This is a genomic window from Anaerobacillus sp. QJM3NY_17 (assembly GCF_056173665.1).
Genome location: NZ_CM149685.1, coordinates 1,827,449 through 1,842,586 on the forward strand (window position 1 = coordinate 1,827,449; position 15,138 = coordinate 1,842,586).

The window sequence follows — 15,138 nt, forward strand, 5'->3', positions numbered from 1 at the left end:
GCATCAATGTGAAGTTTCGCAGTGTTTTTGACATTATTGGTCCTGTTATGATTGGTCCTTCAAGCTCCCATACGGCTGGAGCAGCAAGAATTGGTCGAGTTGCTAGACATTTGTTTGGTCGTGAGCCAAAGACGATTACAATTTCTCTTTATGGTTCATTTGCAAGAACGTACAAAGGACACGGTACGGATGTTGCCCTAGTCGGTGGCGTGCTTGATTTTGATACTTACGATGAGCGAATAGTGAATGCGCTTACAATTGCAAAAGAGAAGAAAATCAAAGTTCGTTTTACTGAAGAGGATGCCTTAACAGATCACCCTAATACTGCTCGAATTCATCTCACTGATGAGAAGGGTGAACTTGAGCTTGTCGGGATCTCGATAGGTGGAGGTAAAATTGAAGTCATTGAGTTAAATGGGTTTGCGCTCGGTCTTTCAGGGAACAGTCCAGCTATTCTTGTAGTCCATAATGATCGTTTCGGTGCCATTGCAGGTGTATCTAATACGTTAGCAAAGCATGAAATTAATATCGGTCATATGAACGTTTCACGAAAAGAAAAGGGCAAGGAAGCATTGATGACGATTGAAGTGGATCAAAATATCCCTCAAGTTGTATTAGATGAGGTTGAGTTGTTACCGAATATTATTCAAGTCGCAAAAATTAGCGATTAAGATATAGAGGAGGAATGGGTATGTTTCGTAACGTAGCAGAACTAGTAGAATTAGCGCAATCGAAAAATAAACCAATTTCTGAAATTATGATTGAACAGGAAATGGACTTCAGAGGAAATACCCGAGAAGAAGTTTATGCTCAAATGAAAAATAACCTTGTTGTTATGGAGCAAGCGGTTGAACGGGGAATTAATGAGGATGTTCGCTCTCATTCAGGATTAACTGGCGGAGATGCAGTGCTGCTTCAAAATTATATGAAGACAGGGAATTCACTATCCGGACAAACAATGCTTGATGCGGTAAGTAAAGCGATCGCTACGAATGAAGTGAATGCAGCGATGGGAACCATTTGTGCGACGCCAACAGCAGGGTCTGCAGGAGTGGTACCTGGGACACTCTTCGCAATTCGGGAGAAAGTGAATCCTACAGAAGAGCAGATGGTGAGATACCTCTTTACTTCAGGAGCATTTGGGTTTGTTGTAGCTAATAATGCTTCCATTTCAGGTGCTGCAGGTGGCTGTCAGGCTGAAGTAGGATCAGCAACTGGGATGGCTGCGGCAGCGATTGTAGAATTAATGGGTGGTACTCCTGAACAATCTTCTCATGCGTTTGCGATTGCACTTAAGAACATGCTTGGTCTTGTATGTGACCCTGTAGCTGGACTTGTCGAGGTTCCTTGCGTTAAGCGAAATGCCATGGGCGCTTCCAACGCACTAGTTGCAGCAGATATGTCTCTTGCGGGCATTACAAGTCGCATTCCTTGTGATGAAGTGATTGATGCAATGTACAAAATTGGGCAATCTATGCCTTCTACTCTTCGAGAAACGGCTCAAGGAGGACTTGCAGCAACGCCAACTGGCCGAGAGTTAGAAGCGAAAATATTTGGAGTATCCCTTGATAGGAAATGAGTGAAGATCAATGGACGATCGGATTACACAGATAAAAGGAATTGGTGATGAGAAAGCAGCGTCTCTTTCATCAATCGGTATAAACAGAATACAAGATTTAATTGAATATTTTCCATTTCGCTATGAAGATTATGAGTTGAAAGATCTCGCTGATGTGAAACATGAAGAGCGAGCTACACTTGAAGGGAAAGTTCATAGTGAACCGGTAGTTCGCTTTTATGGAAAGAAAAAATCACGATTGTCCGTAAGGCTGTTAGTAGGGAAATTCCTCATAACAGCCGTTTTTTTTAATCGTGCTTTTCTAAAAAAGCAGTTTACGTTAGGACAGATTGTTACCGTTACTGGCAAATGGGATCAACATAAAATGACGCTTTCAGCAAATGAAATCACGTTCTCCAGTCATAACCCAGACGGTACAATTGAGCCGATCTATCCTGTAGGTGGAGACGTGACGGTGAAGGCAATGAAGCGATATATCCAGCTTGCTTTGAATCAGTTTGGAGAACAAATTGAAGAAAACCTTCCACCTCAAATGCTTGAAAGGTATAAGTTGATGCCAAGGAAGGATGCCATCTTAATGATGCATTCGCCTCCTTCTCATGAAGGACTTAAGCAAGCGAGACGTCGTTTTGTTTATGAAGAACTACTCCAATTTCAGTTAAAAATGCAGATTTTCCGAAAAAGGGAACGTGAAAGCACTGAAGGAGCTTCTCAAGTTTTTGAAAAAGAAAAATTAGAGGAGTTTGTTCAAAGCCTTCCTTTTCCATTAACAGGCGCACAAAATCGCGTAGTAGGAGAGATATTGAAGGATATGGAAAGCTCCTATCGCATGAATCGCCTGCTCCAAGGTGATGTAGGTTCTGGTAAAACTGTAGTAGCGGCTATTGGCTTATATGCATCTTACTTAGCTGGTCACCAGGGGGCGTTAATGGTTCCGACGGAAATTCTAGCAGAACAGCATTACGAATCATTTCAGGATCTCCTAGGTAACAGACTAAAGGTGGAACTATTAACTGGGTCTGTGAAAGGTAAGAAGCGTAGAGAGATACTTGAACGACTCGCGGTTGGAGAAGTGGATCTATTAATTGGGACACATGCGTTAATACAAGATGAAGTGGTATTTCAAAATCTTGGCCTGGTTATTACGGATGAACAGCATCGGTTTGGAGTAGGACAGCGCAGAGTGCTAAGAGAAAAGGGATTAAGTCCGGATGTTCTTTATATGACGGCAACACCTATCCCAAGGACGCTTGCTATTTCGGTATTTGGTGATATGGATGTTTCGACGATAGATGAAATGCCTGCAGGGCGTAAACCAATTGAGACATATTGGGCAAAGCCAGGAATGCTACCGCGTGTAATCGATTTTGTGAAAAAAGAATTAGATCAAGGCAGACAGGGCTATGTGATCTGCCCGCTTATTGAAGAATCAGAGAAGTTGGATGTACAAAATGCGATTGATGTTCATTTTCAAATGCAAACAGCATTGCCTGACTATCAAGTAGGTTTAATGCATGGACGTCTAAGCTCAGATGAAAAGGAAGCCGTAATGGAGGAATTCAGTACGAATGACGTCCAGCTTCTTGTATCTACAACGGTTGTTGAGGTTGGGGTAAACGTCCCAAATGCGACAATTATGGTAATCTATGATGCAGAACGATTTGGCCTTGCTCAACTTCATCAACTGAGAGGTCGAGTAGGTCGTGGAAGTGAGCAATCTTATTGCATATTACTAGCAGATCCGAAATCTGAAGTAGGCAAAGAGCGAATGCAAATTATGACAGAATCGAATGATGGCTTTGTTCTTTCTCAGCGTGATTTAGAACTTCGAGGACCTGGAGACTTTTTTGGACGTAAACAAAGTGGTTTGCCTGAATTTAAAGTAGCCGACCTGGTGCATGATTATCGCGTGCTAGAAGTAGCTCGAAATGATGCAGCTGCTCTCGTAGAGTCCACCGCATTTTGGGAAGATGGGACATACCGCAGTTTACGAGACTATCTGACAGAGCAGGGCGTTTTAAGTGGAGAAAAATTGGATTAGCTTGCATAATCAACATGCTCGGTATATACTACCTTTTAGGACCTAGTCATAAGACTGAGATAAAGAGGATCAACTTGATCCTCTTTATCCGTTTATTAATGCTAGATAGGCGGCGGTAGTATATGAAGAGGAGTAAGAAAGATCGGCAAAGTCAGCTAAAGGATACGATTGAGAGCACTCCCTTTATCACAGATGAGGAGCTTGCTGATAAATTTAATGTAAGCATTCAAACCATCAGACTAGATCGTCTTGAGCTCTCCATTCCAGAATTAAGAGAGCGAATTAAGTATGTAGCACAACAGCAGCTTGATGAGGTGAAAGCACTTCCGATTGATGAAGTAATCGGTCAGGTGGTCGATTTACAGCTTGATGAAAGTGCGATTTCCATATTGGACATTCGCCCTGAACACGTTTTTTCAAGAAACAAAATCGCAAGAGGACATCACCTTTTTGCGCAGGCGAATTCACTTGCTGTTGCTATAATTGATGATGAGCTTGCACTGACAGCAAAAGCAAATATTCGCTTTTCAAGTCAGGTGAATGAAGGAGAGCGAGTTGTTGCGAAAGCTGTAGTGACAGATCAACGGAAAGACCGGACAACGGTTGAAGTGAATAGCTTCGTCCAGAATGAGAATGTCTTTTCTGGTGAATTTGTCATGTATCGCTCGACTAAATCCTGAAGGGAAGTTGTTTGAAAATGAGACTTGCAATTGACGCAATGGGTGGAGACAACGCACCTGATGCCATTATAGATGGTGTATATGAAGCGATTGAGGCATTCAATGATTTGTCAGTAACGATTGTGGGTGATGAAACTAAAATCAACCCGCTATTAAAAGGAAATAAGGATCGAATAACGGTATTACATACGGAAGAATACATCTCATCAGACGATCAACCAGTAAAAGCTGTTCGACGAAAGAAAAACGCTTCGATGGTTTTAGCCGTGAACGAAGTAAAGGAAGGTCGGGCAGATGCCGCTATATCAGCTGGTAATACTGGTGCGTTAATGGCAGCAGGATTGCTCTACGTTGGCCGTATTAAGGGGATTGATCGTCCAGGATTAGCTCCTACGCTCCCAACAATTGACGAAGCTGGTTTTGTGCTACTTGATGTTGGCGCCAATATGGATGCGAAACCAGAACACCTTCTCCAATATGCTCATATGGGCTCGGTTTATGCAGAGAAAGTGCGAGGTATCGAGAACCCTCGCATAGGTCTTTTGAACATTGGAACAGAAGAAGGTAAAGGGAATGAGCTAAGCAAACAGGCCTTTTCCCTGCTTCAAGAAAGTGGATTGAACTTTGTTGGAAACGTAGAGTCAAGGGACATTCTTGGTAATGAAGCGGATGTCGTCGTCTGTGATGGGTTCTCAGGGAATCTAGTATTAAAGACGATTGAAGGAACGGCTCTCACAATGTTTAAGATGCTAAAAGAAGAGCTTACAAGCTCATTTACAAGTAAATTAGCAGCGGGAGTATTAAAACCGAAGCTGAAGAATTTAAGCACGAAGCTAGATTATTCAGAGTACGGTGGCGCAGGCTTATTTGGTCTGAACGCTCCTGTGATTAAAGCGCATGGATCTTCTAATGGAAGAGCTGTTTTCAGTGCGATTAAGCAAGCTAGAACGATGGTCACTGGAAATGTTGTGACCGCCATTCAATCATCTCTTGTTAAAGAGGAAGGAGAGTAATTATGGGAAAAACAGCCTTTTTATTCCCCGGCCAAGGTTCACAGGCAGTCGGGATGGGACAGGATTTTATGGAAGCTTATTCTGTATCAAAAGATGTATTTACAGAAGCGGATCATCGCTTAAACTTTGAATTAACTAAATTGATTATGAACGGTCCAATTGAGACGCTAACGAGAACGGAAAATGCACAGCCCGCTCTTGTGACAACGAGCGTAGCAGTTCTTGAAGCTCTTCGCGAAAAAGGCATTACAGCTGATTATACGGCTGGTCATAGTCTTGGGGAATATTCTGCCCTCGTCGCTTCAGGTGCTCTATCCTTTTCCGATGCCGTTTTTGCGGTTAGAAACCGGGGGCTTTATATGGAAGAAGCAGTTCCTTCAGGTGAAGGGGCAATGGCAGCGATTATGGGAATGGAGCGAGAAGAGTTACAACAAGTAGTTGACGAGGTATCGGCTTCTACTGATACTGTGCAGCTTGCAAACCTAAATAGTCCTGGACAAATTGTCATTTCAGGCGCAAAAGCGGGTGTTGAGAAAGCTTCAGAAGTAGCAAAAGAGAAGGGCGCTAGGCGGGTGATTCCACTTCAAGTAAGTGGGCCGTTCCACTCTAGTCTTATGAAGCCTGCTGCCGATCAGCTATCTGGCATACTTGAAACAATTGATATAAAGGATGCATCGATTCCAGTCATTGCTAACGTTACGGCTGAACCATCTACTTCTGCTGAAGAGATTCAGAACCACTTAGTGGAGCAAATCTATTCACCCGTTCTATGGGAAGATACGGTAAGAAAACTAATGGACCTTGGTGTTGATACGTTTATTGAAATTGGTCCAGGTAATGTCCTTTCCGGTCTTGTCAAAAAGGTTAACCGTCGTGCATCTGTTCATGCAGTCGGAACTCCAGAACAACTTGATCAACTCATTGCTAAGTTAGGAGAGGAATAAACGATGGCTGAAAATAAAACGGCTCTAGTAACAGGAGCCTCCCGGGGTATCGGACGCGCAATTGCATTAGAACTTGCTAAAGAGGGCATGAACATAGCTGTCAATTATGCAGGAAGTGAAGCGAAAGCAAATAGCGTTGTAGACGAGATTAAAGCAGCTGGTGGAAATGCGATTGCGATTAAAGCAAACGTAGCAAGCATGGAAGAAGTTCAGGGCATGATTAAGGAAGTTGTTTCAACTTTCGGAAGTCTTGAGGTGCTTGTGAATAATGCCGGCATTACACGTGATAATCTCATTATGCGCATGAAGGAAGAAGAGTGGGATTCCGTTATCGACACAAACTTAAAAGGTGTCTTTAACTGTACGAAGTCCGTTACTCGTCAAATGATGAAACAGCGCTATGGTCGCATTGTAAACGTAGCATCTGTCGTGGGTGTAGCTGGGAATGCAGGTCAAGCTAACTATGTAGCAGCGAAAGCAGGCGTAATCGGTTTAACGAAAACAACTGCTAAAGAGCTTGCTAGTCGCAACATTACGGTTAATGCGCTTGCGCCTGGTTTCATCGAAACTGATATGACAGACGAACTTTCTGATGAAGTGAAAAGCGGAATGAAAGGTCAAATTCCACTTGGAAGACTCGGTGCAGCTGAGGACATCGCTAAAGCAACGAAATTTCTCGTTTCTGACGATGCCAATTATATTACAGGTCAAACGCTTCATATTGACGGCGGCATGATCATGTAACTTTTTCAACAACATCTAGTTTTTTTGTTTTATATATCCTATAATAGCTTGAGGGGAGGTGAGTCTAATGGCAGATACACTAGAGCGTGTAACAAAAATTATTGTTGATCGTCTTGGAGTTGAAGAATCTGAAATTAAACCAGAAGCTTCTTTCAAAGACGACCTTGGTGCCGATTCCCTTGATGTAGTGGAATTAGTCATGGAACTTGAAGATGAATTTGATCTTGAAATTTCCGATGAAGATGCTGAGAAAATTGTAACAGTTGGCGATGTAATTGATTACATAAACAGCCATCAATAATCTTCAGGATCACCCTGAAGTTGTGGAATAAACCTCGCTAGCCTGGGGGTTTATTCCTATTAATCTTTAAAGCTCCAGAGTACAAAGAGGATAGTGATAAGTCGTGGAGGTATCTATGTCCAAATCAAAACATTCACCAAAAACGAGAGCCAGACGTTTCAAACCTAAGCATTCACGACAACTCGTGGTTGGAGAGGCAATCAGATCGCAATTCACTGCTTTTCAAAAGGAAATTGGTGTATCGTTCGAAAATGAACAGCTTCTTTTTCAAGCTTTTACCCATTCATCCTATGTGAATGAGCATCGACTGCATCCGCAGATGGATAATGAACGTCTTGAATTTCTTGGAGATGCCGTACTTGAGCTTACGATATCAAGATACTTATATGAAAAGTACCCGAATATGAGTGAAGGCCAGCTAACTAAGCTAAGAGCCGCAATTGTTTGTGAACCATCACTTGTTCAGTTTGCAAATGACATGAATTTTGGACATCTCGTGCTTCTTGGCAAAGGAGAAGAGATGACGGGTGGTAGAATGCGCCCTGCCCTTCTTGCTGATGTATTCGAGTCATTCGTCTGTGCTTTGTATCTTGATCAAGGTCTTGAAGTCGTCTTTGAATTTCTTGAGAAGTTTGTTTATCCCAAAATTAACGCCGGTGCTTTTTCTCATGTGATGGATTATAAAAGCCAGCTTCAGGAAGTTATTCAGCGTGAAAGCCTTGGCGTGATTGATTACGTTATTACCGATGAAAAAGGACCCGCACATAACAGAGAGTTCTCCTCGAAAGTTATGTTAAATGGAAGTGATCTTGGTGTTGGGGTCGGACGCTCAAAGAAAGAAGCCGAACAAATGGCCGCTCAAAAAGCACTTATAAACTTAAAAGATCGTAATGAAAAAGAATCCTGATCCCAGGATTCTTTTTCATTAGATTCATTCTCTTTTAACTAACGATTTAGGATGCGCGCAATTTGCCTAGTTCAGCTAAGATTGCCTGCATTTCTGCAACACTAAGTGATTGTTTTTTGTTTAACATCACATAGATTTCATGAATATCTTCATAAGAAGATAAATCGAATGATTCTGGCTTAATCATGCCAGAATTGATCACCTGCATTTTTTCTTTAATGCTCTCGACCATAAATGCTAGATTTTCTTCTGATTTAATGGAAAGATCCATTCGTAACACCTGCCTTATTCATTTGACTTAATTAATGACGACATGTCGCCATGCTATGTACCATTTCCCAATCAAGTAACAATGAGAGCATCATTGTCTTGCTTTAGGGTTTTCCTTATTGTAACATGTCTCAGCTCAGTATCGTAGAGGTCATTGTTTTATGATAAAATAAGACAGTTAGTGATGAAAGTAAACCAAACGTTTTGATTCGCATACATAGATGAAACAGATGAGGGGGAAAGATGATGTTCCTCAAACGATTAGATGTAGTCGGCTTTAAGTCATTCGCCGATCGTATTTCAGTTGAGTTTGTCCCAGGAGTAACATCAGTTGTCGGCCCGAACGGGAGCGGCAAAAGTAATATAAATGACGCCATTCGCTGGGTACTTGGTGAACAATCAGCCAAGTCACTTAGAGGCGCTAAAATGGAAGATATCATTTTCGCAGGTAGCGATACGAGAAAGGCGGTAAACTTAGCAGAAGTAACGCTTACGCTTGATAATACAAATCAATATCTACCGATTGACTATAATGAGGTTAGTGTCACGAGGCGTGTATATCGATCGGGAGATAGCGAGTATTTATTAAATAACCAGACATGTCGTTTAAAAGATATCATTGAGCTCTTCATGGATTCTGGGCTAGGGAAAGAATCATTTTCCATTATTGGTCAAGGTAGAATTGAAGAGATTCTTAGTAGCAAATCTGAAGAACGTCGCAAGATTTTTGAAGAAGCTGCGGGCGTGTTGAAATATAAAACCCGCAAGACGAAGGCGGAAACTCGTTTAAAAGAGACAGAAGATAACCTCCATCGCGTCGAGGATATTCTTTATGAGCTGGAGGATCAAGTTGAACCACTCCGCATGCAGGCATCGATCGCCAAAGATTACTTGCAAAAGCGAGAAGACTTGGAAAAGATTGAAGCGGCACTAACGGTTCATGAAATTGAAGAGTATCATCAATCATGGAAGCAAAAGAAAGCTGAATTGGATTCGTTAAAGCAGAGAGAAAGCAGTCTCGGCGATTCCATTAAGGTTAAGAAAGAAGAGCTAACGAATATTAGATTAAAGCTTGATCAGTCTGAGAGTAATTTAGAAGCTTATCAGCAGCAGCTCCTTGATACGAGTGAAGAGTTAGAGAAGCTTGAAGGAAAGAAAGAAGTGCTTAAGGAACGGAAAAAAAATGCGCATCAAAATCGCACTAATTTGAGTGAGCGTATGACGTTTTTACAAGAGAAAAAAAGTTATTATGAGAAAGAAATTGAGCATCACTATAAACGCTTTGATCAGCAAAAGAAAGAATTAAGTGACTTAAAGGCCAGTCTTAGAAAAGAAACAGAGCTTCTTTCTGATATTGAGCAAGACATTGAACAAGAACTTGATCGTATGAAATCGGATTACTTCGAGCTACTTAACGAACAAGCGTCGATTCGAAACGAAAACCGCTATCTTCAAGATCAGCTTTCTGTTCTTAATCAGCGTAAGGAGCGACTGGATGGAGATAATCATAAATACATTGAAGAACGAAGCGCTGTGGACGAAAAGAAGGAGGAACGTTCTGCAAAATTAGCCGAATCCAAGAAGCTACTTGAAGCTCACGTGTCTCGGTTCTATAAAAGCAAGCATGACGTGGAAGAGAAAAAGAAAGAGCTTGGTGAGAAAGAATCTAAGCTTTATCAAGCTTATCAATATATTCAACAATACAAGTCTAAGAAAGAAATGTTAGAAGAAATGCAGGATGATTATGCTGGTTTCTTCCAGGGTGTTAAAGAAGTACTCAAAGCTCGCGAAGACCTTACTGGGATTGAAGGGGCAGTTGCGGAACTAATAACAGTACCTAAAGATGTAGAAACAGCGCTTGAAACGGCCCTTGGCGGTGCGATGCAGAATGTCGTTGTTCGTGATGAGGCTGCAGGAAGACAGGCGATCTCATTCTTGAAGAAGAACCGTTCCGGAAGAGCCACTTTCCTTCCGCTGTCAGTCGTGAAATCAAGAAAAATTTCGAACTATGATTTAGATCGTGCTAAGGAAAATGAAGCTTTCGTAGGCGTGGCTTCCGAACTCATCACATACGATCCGAAGTATCAGGCCGTGATGGAGAACTTATTAGGCTCTGTTCTCGTAGCTAAAGACCTAAAGGGTGCAAACGAACTTGCAAAAATCATGCAATATCGAACGCGCGTCGTAACCCTTGAAGGTGATGTTGTTAATCCAGGTGGCTCTATGAGCGGAGGTAGTGTGAAGCAAAAATCATCATCGCTTCTAAGTCGTCAGCGAGATCTTGAACTACTGATCAACAAACTTGACGATATGCAGAAGAAGACCGCTGTAGCCGAGCAGGAGATCAAGCAGGATAAAGCAATATTAGCGGATCTTGAAGAGAACCTTGATGAAATGCGCGAACGAGGAGAGAATCTTAGACTTGAAGAACAGTCTCTTCTTGGTGATTTGAGAGCAATTGAAGGAGACGAACGGAACACAAACGAACGTCTGCAGCTGTACGATCGAGAGAAGAAAGCGATCGATGAGGAAGTAGAAACTCATCAGAAGCGGCACGTTTATTTGACCGAACGTCTTGAGGTGATTACTCAACAAGCAGAAGAACTTGAAGGTAAGATCGAGAACCTGACTGCTAAGAAACAAACGCAGCAAACGTCTCGTGAGACAATACAAACTGAGATCACAGACCTTAAAGTGAAAGTGGCGGAGCACCAGCAATCATTCCAGAATCAGAAAGAGACGCTGGACCGCTTAACGTCTGAACAAAATGAAACGAATGCTCAGCTAACCGAAACAACCGAAGAATTTACGCTCCTATCAGAAGCTATGTCTTCCAATTCTAATGGTGAGGAGAAGCTTGACCAAAATATCGTCTCATTCCGATCTGAGAAAGAGAAGCTTCTTACAACACTACAGAATGAACGTGAAGTGAAGTTATCTTTACAACAGGAGATTGAATCTGTCAGTAGCAAGCTCGATCTATTAATCGCAGAGGAAAAGCAGCTTTCAGGATTAATGCAGGCCGTTGAGGTGCGGATTAACAGACTTGATGTAGAACTTGAGAACAGGTTAGCTATTTTAAGTGAAGAGTATGGACTGACTTATGAAGCGGCGAAAGAAAAGCACATTCTTACACTGGAACCTGAAGATGCTAAGCGTAAGCTAAAGCTCATTAAGCTAGAAATTGATGAGCTTGGTACCGTTAATCTTGGTGCGATAGATGAGTATGAACGAGTGAATGATCGCTATACGTTTCTTAGTGAACAGCAAGCGGATCTTCTTCAAGCGAAAAAAACATTGTATGATGTGATCGAGGAAATGGATCAAGAAATGAAAAAGCGCTTTGAAGATACATTTACTAAAATACGAGCGCAGTTCCAAATTGTCTTTAAGGAATTGTTTGGTGGAGGTAAAGCAGATCTCGTACTAACAGATCCGGATAATCTTCTTTCAACAGGCGTGGATATATTAGCACAACCGCCAGGGAAGAAACTTCAACATTTAGCGCTTCTATCGGGAGGAGAACGAGCTTTCACGGCCATCGCTCTCTTATTCTCGATTTTAAAAGTTCGACCTGTTCCGTTTTGCGTCCTGGATGAAGTAGAAGCAGCGCTAGACGATGCGAACGTCAATCGATTTGCGAAATATTTAAAGCAATTTAGTGAAAAAACGCAGTTTATTGTGATTACACACAGAAAAGGTACAATGGAAGAGTCTGATGTTCTATATGGCGTTACAATGCAAGAGTCAGGTGTATCCCGACTCGTTTCCGTTAGACTTGAAGAATCGAAGCAATTAATATCGCAATAATGAGTAGGGGGATTAAACGTGAGTTTTTTTAAAAAGTTAAAAGACAAGTTCACAACACAAACAGATGAAGTAAGCGGAAAATTTAAAGACGGTCTTGAGAAAACAAGAACGTCTTTCTCAACAAAAATGAATAACCTCGTAAAAAACTATCGCAAAGTTGATGAAGATTTTTTTGAAGAGCTAGAGGAGCTTCTTATCAGTGCCGATGTGGGTGTTGCGACTGTAATGGATCTCATTGACGTATTAAAAGATGAAGCGAGAACGCGTAACATTAAAGATACGAAGGAACTGCAAAGCGTTATTTCAGAAAAGTTAGCAGAACTTCTTCATAAGTCTGATGAAGATGGCTCTCTTAATGTACAAGAAGAAGGTTTAACGGTTTTCTTGTTCGTTGGAGTTAATGGGGTAGGAAAGACAACTACTATTGGAAAGCTCGCACATAAGTTTAAACAAGAAGGAAAGAAAGTGGTTCTTGCAGCGGGGGATACGTTCCGAGCAGGAGCAATTGAGCAATTAGAAGTATGGGGTGAACGAGCTGAAGTTGATGTGATTAAACACCAAGCAGGCTCAGATCCAGCAGCAGTTGTATTCGATGCTGTTCAATCTGCTAAATCACGAAACGCAGATATATTGCTTTGTGATACAGCGGGGCGTCTTCAGAACAAAGTAAACCTTATGAATGAGCTAGAAAAAGTAAAACGTGTGATTCAACGTGAAGTGCCATCAGGTCCACATGAGGTGATTCTCGTTCTAGATGCCACTACAGGACAAAATGCGATGAGTCAGGCGAAGCAATTTGGACAATCAACAGACGTGTCTGGCATTGCGTTAACCAAGCTTGATGGAACAGCAAAAGGTGGAATCGTGCTTGCCATTCGACACGAACTTGATATCCCTGTTAAACTCGTAGGCCTAGGGGAGAAAATGGATGATTTGCAGGAGTTTGATCCTGATACATTCGTATACGGACTCTTCTCCTCTATCATTGAAGAAGAGGAAGAAAACGAAGAATAAATTCTAAATTATTTGTGTTAAGAAAAAATCTTGACAAATAAAATGACGCATAGTAATATAATTAACGTAAAGGTGATTACCTTAACAAGGGGCTGTTAACAATGCTAGAGAAAACGATGAGAATTAACTCGTTATTCGACTTTTATCAGTCGCTTTTAACACCGAAACAGCGTAATTATATGGCATTGTATTACCTTGATGATTATTCACTTGGTGAAATCGCAGAAGAATTTCAAGTTAGCCGTCAGGCTGTCTATGATAACATTAAGCGAACTGAACAAATGATAGAAGAATATGAAGCAAAACTGTTGCTATTCGAGCGTTATATCAAAAGGCAAGAGCTGTTAGAAAAGCTTAGAGAAGCGATCGCGAGTGAGAATGAACACTCGAAGGCGCTGCCGTTGATTACATCGCTTGAAAAACTGGATTAGGAGGCGGCGAACATGGCATTTGAAGGGTTAGCCGACCGACTGCAAGACACCCTGCAGAAGATACGCGGTAAAGGGAAAGTAACGGAAGCTGACGTCAAAGAAATGATGCGCGAAGTAAGGTTAGCCTTGCTTGAAGCCGATGTTAACTTTAAAGTCGTAAAACAGTTTATCAATAAGGTCAAAGAGCGCGCCGTCGGACAGGAAGTTATGAAAAGCCTGACGCCAGGGCAGCAGGTCATTAAAGTCGTTAATGAAGAGCTGACAGCGCTAATGGGTGGCGAACAGAGCAAAATTGCTGTTTCAAGTCGCCCGCCGACTGTTATTATGATGGCCGGACTACAGGGTGCAGGTAAGACGACTACTGTCGGGAAGCTTGCAAACCATTTACGTAAAAATCACAACCGTAAACCACTATTAGTAGCGGCGGATATCTATCGTCCTGCTGCGATTAACCAGCTTGAAACGCTTGGTAAACAACTTAGTATGCCGGTGTTCTCGATGGGCGATCAGGTTAGTCCGGTTGAGATTGCTACTAAAGCAATCGAAAAAGCAAAAGAAGAGCATCTTGACTATGTCATTATTGACACAGCCGGTCGATTGCATATTGATGAAAATCTAATGCAAGAGCTAAAAGATGTTAAAGAAGCTGTTACGCCTGACGAAGTTTTCCTTGTCGTTGATTCAATGACAGGACAGGACGCTGTGAATGTAGCCGAAAGCTTTAATGATGCGCTTGATATAACAGGTGTCATTCTAACAAAGCTTGATGGTGACACGCGCGGTGGTGCTGCACTTTCGATCAAGTCTGTAACAGATAAACCGATCAAGTTTGCTGGTATGGGTGAGAAGCTCGATGCACTTGAACCGTTTCATCCTGAGAGAATGGCATCGCGAATTCTCGGAATGGGAGACGTTTTAACGCTCATTGAAAAAGCCCAGACTTCAGTAGATGAAGACAAAGCAAAAGAACTTGAGAAAAAGATGCGAACGATGAGCTTTACGTTCGATGATTTCCTTGATCAGCTTGGTCAGGTTCGAAGCATGGGACCGCTTGATGAATTGATGGACATGATTCCTGGAATGAATAAAAAAGCCATGAAAAATGTCAGTGTTGATGAGAAGCAAATTGGCCGAGTTGAAGCCATTATTCAATCCATGACAACTCGCGAGAAAGAAGAGCCTGATCTCATCAATGCGAGTCGCAAAAAAAGAATTGCCGTCGGTAGTGGAACATCTGTGCAAGATGTCAATCGTCTCTTGAAACAATTTGACGAGATGAAGAAGATGATGAAACAGATGACCAACATGTCTAAAGGCGGTAAGAAAAAAGGTAAGGGCATGAATTTCCCATTCATGCAATAAAAATGAAGTAAATTTTCTCTTTACAAGAGTATAAATTTATGA

Annotated in this window: 14 protein-coding genes; 13 read left to right on the forward strand and 1 reads right to left on the reverse strand. The window is 41.8% G+C overall.

Features of this window, described 5'->3' with window-relative positions; genetic code table 11:
- The first annotated feature begins 8 nt into the window (after positions 1-8).
- The 9 genes from sdaAB (at position 9) to rnc (ending at position 8,209) form a co-directional block, all read left to right on the forward strand.
- Positions 9-671 carry an L-serine ammonia-lyase, iron-sulfur-dependent subunit beta gene (gene sdaAB / locus AC0VYV_RS09775; RefSeq protein WP_194221389.1) on the forward strand — a complete coding sequence of 221 codons (663 nt, stop codon included), beginning with the start codon at positions 9-11 and terminating at the stop codon, positions 669-671.
- Positions 672-691: 20 nt separating this feature from the next.
- Positions 692-1,579, forward strand: a complete 888-nt coding sequence (gene sdaAA, locus AC0VYV_RS09780; protein WP_194221390.1) for an L-serine ammonia-lyase, iron-sulfur-dependent, subunit alpha — start codon at positions 692-694, stop codon at positions 1,577-1,579.
- 10 nt (positions 1,580-1,589) lie between these two features.
- Positions 1,590-3,620 carry an ATP-dependent DNA helicase RecG gene (recG, locus tag AC0VYV_RS09785; RefSeq protein WP_475367270.1) on the forward strand — a complete coding sequence of 677 codons (2,031 nt, stop codon included), beginning with the start codon at positions 1,590-1,592 and terminating at the stop codon, positions 3,618-3,620.
- A gap of 122 nt (positions 3,621-3,742) precedes the next feature.
- On the forward strand, positions 3,743-4,300 hold the full coding sequence (gene fapR / locus AC0VYV_RS09790; protein WP_430242724.1) for a transcription factor FapR: 558 nt from the start codon (positions 3,743-3,745) through the stop codon (positions 4,298-4,300).
- Positions 4,301-4,317: 17 nt separating this feature from the next.
- Positions 4,318-5,313 carry a phosphate acyltransferase PlsX gene (plsX, locus tag AC0VYV_RS09795; RefSeq protein WP_430242722.1) on the forward strand — a complete coding sequence of 332 codons (996 nt, stop codon included), beginning with the start codon at positions 4,318-4,320 and terminating at the stop codon, positions 5,311-5,313.
- A 2-nt stretch (positions 5,314-5,315) separates the two neighbouring features.
- Complete coding sequence (gene fabD, locus AC0VYV_RS09800; protein WP_475374780.1) at positions 5,316-6,257, forward strand: ACP S-malonyltransferase; 942 nt, start codon at positions 5,316-5,318, stop codon at positions 6,255-6,257.
- Positions 6,258-6,260: 3 nt separating this feature from the next.
- Positions 6,261-7,001 (forward strand): 3-oxoacyl-[acyl-carrier-protein] reductase, encoded by a 741-nt coding sequence (gene fabG / locus AC0VYV_RS09805; protein ID WP_194221395.1) that lies wholly within the window; start codon positions 6,261-6,263, stop codon positions 6,999-7,001.
- Positions 7,002-7,068: 67 nt separating this feature from the next.
- Entirely contained in the window at positions 7,069-7,302 is a 234-nt protein-coding gene (gene acpP / locus AC0VYV_RS09810) for an acyl carrier protein (RefSeq protein ID WP_048309824.1), read from the forward strand.
- A gap of 115 nt (positions 7,303-7,417) precedes the next feature.
- Positions 7,418-8,209: a ribonuclease III gene (gene rnc, locus AC0VYV_RS09815; RefSeq protein ID WP_194221396.1), complete on the forward strand. Its 792-nt coding sequence runs from the start codon at positions 7,418-7,420 to the stop codon at positions 8,207-8,209.
- Positions 8,210-8,255: 46 nt separating this feature from the next.
- Here the strand turns inward: rnc and AC0VYV_RS09820 are convergent, their stop codons facing one another.
- Positions 8,256-8,480, reverse strand: coding sequence for a DUF1128 domain-containing protein (locus AC0VYV_RS09820; protein WP_194221397.1), 225 nt, complete (start codon positions 8,478-8,480; stop codon positions 8,256-8,258).
- A 245-nt stretch (positions 8,481-8,725) separates the two neighbouring features.
- Here AC0VYV_RS09820 and smc point away from each other — a divergent pair, with 245 nt between their 5' ends.
- The 4 genes from smc (at position 8,726) to ffh (ending at position 15,096) form a co-directional block, all read left to right on the forward strand.
- Positions 8,726-12,289 carry a chromosome segregation protein SMC gene (gene smc, locus AC0VYV_RS09825; RefSeq protein ID WP_475374781.1) on the forward strand — a complete coding sequence of 1,188 codons (3,564 nt, stop codon included), beginning with the start codon at positions 8,726-8,728 and terminating at the stop codon, positions 12,287-12,289.
- Between the two features lie 18 nt (positions 12,290-12,307).
- A complete protein-coding gene (ftsY, locus tag AC0VYV_RS09830) occupies positions 12,308-13,303 on the forward strand; it encodes a signal recognition particle-docking protein FtsY (protein ID WP_194221399.1) in 996 nt (331 codons plus the stop codon).
- A 101-nt stretch (positions 13,304-13,404) separates the two neighbouring features.
- Positions 13,405-13,734, forward strand: coding sequence for a putative DNA-binding protein (locus AC0VYV_RS09835; RefSeq protein ID WP_194221400.1), 330 nt, complete (start codon positions 13,405-13,407; stop codon positions 13,732-13,734).
- Positions 13,735-13,746: 12 nt separating this feature from the next.
- The gene (gene ffh, locus AC0VYV_RS09840) at positions 13,747-15,096 is read left to right on the forward strand and encodes a signal recognition particle protein (protein ID WP_194221401.1); all 1,350 of its coding nucleotides are present in this window, start codon (positions 13,747-13,749) and stop codon (positions 15,094-15,096) included.
- The last annotated feature ends 42 nt before the right edge of the window (positions 15,097-15,138 follow it).

Coding starts and splice junctions, on each gene's coding strand:
- sdaAA (WP_194221390.1), top strand. CDS start 692: ATGTTTCGTAACGTAGCAGAACTAGTAGAATTAGCGCAATCGAAAAAT.
- recG (WP_475367270.1), top strand. CDS start 1,590: ATGGACGATCGGATTACACAGATAAAAGGAATTGGTGATGAGAAAGCA.
- fapR (WP_430242724.1), top strand. CDS start 3,743: ATGAAGAGGAGTAAGAAAGATCGGCAAAGTCAGCTAAAGGATACGATT.
- plsX (WP_430242722.1), top strand. CDS start 4,318: ATGAGACTTGCAATTGACGCAATGGGTGGAGACAACGCACCTGATGCC.
- fabD (WP_475374780.1), top strand. CDS start 5,316: ATGGGAAAAACAGCCTTTTTATTCCCCGGCCAAGGTTCACAGGCAGTC.
- fabG (WP_194221395.1), top strand. CDS start 6,261: ATGGCTGAAAATAAAACGGCTCTAGTAACAGGAGCCTCCCGGGGTATC.
- acpP (WP_048309824.1), top strand. CDS start 7,069: ATGGCAGATACACTAGAGCGTGTAACAAAAATTATTGTTGATCGTCTT.
- rnc (WP_194221396.1), top strand. CDS start 7,418: ATGTCCAAATCAAAACATTCACCAAAAACGAGAGCCAGACGTTTCAAA.
- AC0VYV_RS09820 (WP_194221397.1), bottom strand. CDS start 8,480: ATGGATCTTTCCATTAAATCAGAAGAAAATCTAGCATTTATGGTCGAG.
- smc (WP_475374781.1), top strand. CDS start 8,726: ATGTTCCTCAAACGATTAGATGTAGTCGGCTTTAAGTCATTCGCCGAT.
- AC0VYV_RS09835 (WP_194221400.1), top strand. CDS start 13,405: ATGCTAGAGAAAACGATGAGAATTAACTCGTTATTCGACTTTTATCAG.
- ffh (WP_194221401.1), top strand. CDS start 13,747: ATGGCATTTGAAGGGTTAGCCGACCGACTGCAAGACACCCTGCAGAAG.